Consider the following 4,140-nt stretch of genomic DNA (forward strand, 5'->3'; position numbering starts at 1 on the left):
GTCTGCATCGACACATAACTCTCGTAGTTATCAACGTCAAAGGCAGCCTTTGCCGTATCGGCTACATGCCATACAACAACCGTTGCAATCTCGATAGGATTGCCCATTTTGTCGTTAACCTTGATACGCTCACCGTCATGAGTGCGGGCACGCAGAGAAATGGTCGCTGATGTGGGCTTGCTCGTATCAAAAGATACGCCTTCCTCACCCACTTTGAGACTTGATGAAGACTTCCCTAAAACAGCACCCAAATTCTTAGAGAAAAAAGGATTTGCCCAGCGCAAGCCTTCATCGCGTACGGTGCCTTGGTATTGACCAAAAAGTACGCAAATGCGTGCTTGGCCTGGCTGCAAAGAAAAGAAACCATTGGAAACGATGATGGCAACAATAAAAATAAGCACACTCACAATGAGGCCAAGCACTGCTAGAGCTGGCACGGGAAGTGCACTTTCGTCTGCTTGAATCATGCTTATGAGACTCAGCACAAAACAGGCAATGGAGCCAGCAAACATCAGCAAAACTACTGCAAGCATGCCCCAACCAGAAGCGACGTGTAATACTTTTTCTTTGCTCATAATGACATCCCTTTCAAAAGGCGCCAGAAAATGGCTAGAGCAACTCATAGCTCAACGGTATTGCCGCACATGCGGAGCCAAATCACGCATGTGGTGAACTCATTGTGATATCACTTTGGTTTCTTGTCAAGCGACTTTTGTAGGCGTTTCTTTTTTGTTTGCTTACAACAAGCAAGCTACGTAACCCTCCCGGTGTACCGCGTAATCTCAATGAAACTATAAACAGCAAATGTGTTGCAACCTGAGGTTGCAACACACAGTCTTTAGCTGCAGATTCTCTTAAAGCAAGTGCTAGATGGGTGTATGAGAAAATCGTTGCAACCTGAGGTTGCAACGATTTCAGAACAAAACATTTTCAAAATCTGGTTTATCTCGTAAGAAAACTGCATCAAAACAATTACTTACACAAGAAACCTTGAAGAAAAGTTATCCGAAACACCCTAACGCGTTACTTTGCAACCTTCTTGCCCATAGCATCGGTAGCAACAATAGCTGCGTAGAGCTCATCGGGGGTAACATCACCAGCGAGGTTATGAATAGTCTCACCAGGAACGCAAGCAGCCTGAGCAATTTGCTTAATCTGCTCATCGGTGGTAATACCCAACTCGGCCAGGGTAGTAGGAAGACCAACCTCAAGGCAGTAACCCTGAACATCCTCAAACTCTTCTTGTGCTGCACCCTCAAGCACCAACTGCACAAGCGTACCAAAGGCAACACAAGCACCATGTGATGCGCTATGACCACCCAGCGAAGTCAGACCGTTATAGAAAGAGTGAGCTGCAGCGCAGTTGACGTTGTCGGCACCGACCCCAGAAAGATAGACGCAAGCCTCAACGATGTTCTCAAATGCAGGGGTCACAACATGATTCTCGCAAGCAGTGATTGCCTGAGAACTGTAATCACGCAGAGTCTCATAGCATAGCTCGGCAATAGCCAGACCAGCGCGAGTAATGCCGGTGCCCTCAAGGCTTGTAGACTCAGTGCGGATGGAAGCACGACCCTCAAAGTAGGTTCCCAGAGCATCTCCCATACCTGCAATGAGGAACTTCACCGGAGCGTTAGCGATAACTTGCGTATCAACCATAACTGCTGCGGGATTTTCAGGATAGAAGAGATACTTGTCAAAGCTGCCGTCGTCGTTGTAGATGACAGACAGGCCAGTGCAAGGGGCATCGGTAGCAGCTACGGTTGGGATGATAACAACCTTCTTGCCTGAGTAATATGCGGTAGCCTTTGCAGTATCAACAGCAGAGCCTCCACCAACAGCAACCACAGCATCGATGTTATCTTCCTCGACAATTTTCTGCATCTTGGCAATCTCGCCCTTGCTCGAGATACCGCCAATTTACTTTAGAACAAATCGGACTATCTATTAGTCTTTTTTCTGAATATCGATTAGGCTTATTTTGAGATTGCTCAGGACGAGTTATTTATGCTGCTCATGATGACATAACGTCAAAACACACTTTGCTTATAGGATTGTTTACTTGGTAATATGCTTATTTTATGCATATATTTATGATTTTTTTCGTTATATAGTATTGTAATTATCAAAAGATTAATGAAACTGGGGTCTGTTCAGACCACTAATGAATACGATAAAATCCAAGCGAATTGCTATGCTTAAAAGTATGGCTTTGCACACGTAAATGGTAGGTGTGTTTTAACAAAAGGGAGGAACCATGAAGGGTTATGCAATGCTCAGGATTGGCGAGTCTGGCTGGATTGAGAAGGATACGCCTGCTTGCGGTCCGCTCGATGCCATTGTCAAGCCGCTCGCTGTCGCCATCTGCACCTCAGACGTCCACACACTCTGGGAAGGCGCCATCGGCGACCGCCACAACATGATTTTGGGCCATGAGGCCTCCGGCGAGGTTGTTGAGGTGGGCTCCGAGGTCAAGGACTTCAAGCCCGGCGACCGTGTCCTCATCCCCGCTATTACTCCTGACTGGAACTCTCTTGAAGCACAGGCTGGCTACTCCATGCACTCTGGCGGCATGCTTGCTGGCTGGAAGTTCTCCAACTTCAAGGATGGCGTGTTCTCCGAGTACTTCCACGTAAACGATGCTGACGGCAACCTCGCCCTCATGCCCGAGGGCATGGACCCCGCTGATGCCTGCATCCTGTCCGACATGGTACCTACTGGTTTCCACGCCGTCGAGCTTGCTGACGTCCAGCTGGGTGATACCGTCCTGGTCATCGGCATTGGCCCCGTGGGTCTCATGAGCGTCGCGGGCGCAGCCCTGCGTGGCGCCTCACGCATCATCGCCGTCGGCACCCGCCCCGTATGCATCGAGGCCGCCAAGGGCTATGGCGCAACGGACTTCATCTCATACAAGGACGGCCCCATCGATGAGCAGGTCATGGAGATTACCGGCGGCAAGGGCGTGGACCGCGTCTGCATCGCCGGCGGCACCGTCGAAACTTTCGAGCCCGCCGTCAAGGCTCTCAAGCCTGGTGGAAAGATCGGCAACGTCAACTACCTCGGCTCGGGCGACTACATCAACATCCCGCGCGTCGAGTGGGGTGTTGGCATGGGTCACAAGGACATCCGCGGCGGACTCATGCCTGGCGGACGCCTGCGCATGGAGAAGCTCTCCAGCCTTGTCACCGCTGGCCGTCTTGACCTGCATCCTGAGTGCACCCACGTCTTCCACGGTTGGGAACACCTCGAGGAGGCACTGTTCCTCATGAGGGACAAGCCAGCAGATCTCATCAAGCCTGTTGTTGTCATCGACTAAGTTCTGTAACGCTTGTATGACTGAGGCCGCCGCCCTACGCGGCGGCCTTTTTTCATCTACTAGCACAGTAGATTAAGCAAGGAGCGTGCTGTGAAGATTCTCGTAGTTTCTGGTTGTCTTGGCGCAGGTAAAACTACCTTTATTCAGGAATTATTGCGCCGAACTGGCAAAGACGCCGTTATCTACGAGAATGAGTATGGCGAAGCAGATATTGATGCCCGACGCCTACGAGCTGACTCTGATTTACAGGTATGGGAGTCCGTTGAAAACTGTATTTGTTGCTCGGGCAAGCAAGACTTTGCAAGTTCGGTGCTTACTATTTCAAATACCTTAGATCCTGAATATCTCATCGTGGAGCCCACGGGAGTTGCTCGCTTGGGAAACGTTCTGGACAATCTCTCACAGGTAGAGTGGGAGCGCATTTCGCAGCTAGCGCCCGTTGTAGTGGTAGATGCACTTTCATGGGTCCAACAACGACAGCATGCGCAGCAAATATTTGATGATCAAATCATGCATGCTGCAACGGTAATCGTATCCAAGCTTGGAGCAACATCTGACGCAGATGCAATTCATCAGTTGGTAGAACAACTCAACCCGCAGGCTGAATTTGTTGCACTTCCTTATAAAAATATTCCTGATGAATGGTGGTCTCGTCTGTTTCTCCGGGGGCGCACGGGCACACTAGAAACTCCGGATGCATACCATGCAGAAAGTCCTGAGTTTGAAACTATGGCTCTCGAACACGTAGAACTGCCGAGTCCCACTCATCTTATCTGCTGTCTCTTATACACATCTCCGAGCCCACGAGACCGTTATTCTAATCT

4 protein-coding genes are annotated in these 4,140 nt (G+C 49.9%); 2 read left to right on the forward strand and 2 right to left on the reverse strand.

Annotated elements, in window-relative coordinates; translation table 11 throughout:
* Positions 1-575, reverse strand: a 575-nt coding sequence (locus Q0X25_RS07535; protein ID WP_298580751.1) for an SPFH domain-containing protein, incomplete at its 3' end; no start/stop codon positions are given.
* 448 nt (positions 576-1,023) lie between these two features.
* Complete coding sequence (locus tag Q0X25_RS07540; RefSeq protein ID WP_367270418.1) at positions 1,024-1,920, reverse strand: glycerol dehydrogenase; 897 nt, start codon at positions 1,918-1,920, stop codon at positions 1,024-1,026.
* Between the two features lie 337 nt (positions 1,921-2,257).
* On the opposite strand from Q0X25_RS07540, the gene Q0X25_RS07545 reads away from it, so the two are divergent.
* Entirely contained in the window at positions 2,258-3,316 is a 1,059-nt protein-coding gene (locus Q0X25_RS07545; RefSeq protein ID WP_298580754.1) for an NAD(P)-dependent alcohol dehydrogenase, read from the forward strand.
* 90 nt (positions 3,317-3,406) lie between these two features.
* On the forward strand, positions 3,407-4,140 hold a 734-nt coding region (locus Q0X25_RS07550), incomplete at its 3' end, for a GTP-binding protein (RefSeq protein ID WP_298580757.1).

The organism is uncultured Olegusella sp. (assembly GCF_947253395.1).
GTDB lineage: Bacteria > Actinomycetota > Coriobacteriia > Coriobacteriales > Atopobiaceae > Olegusella.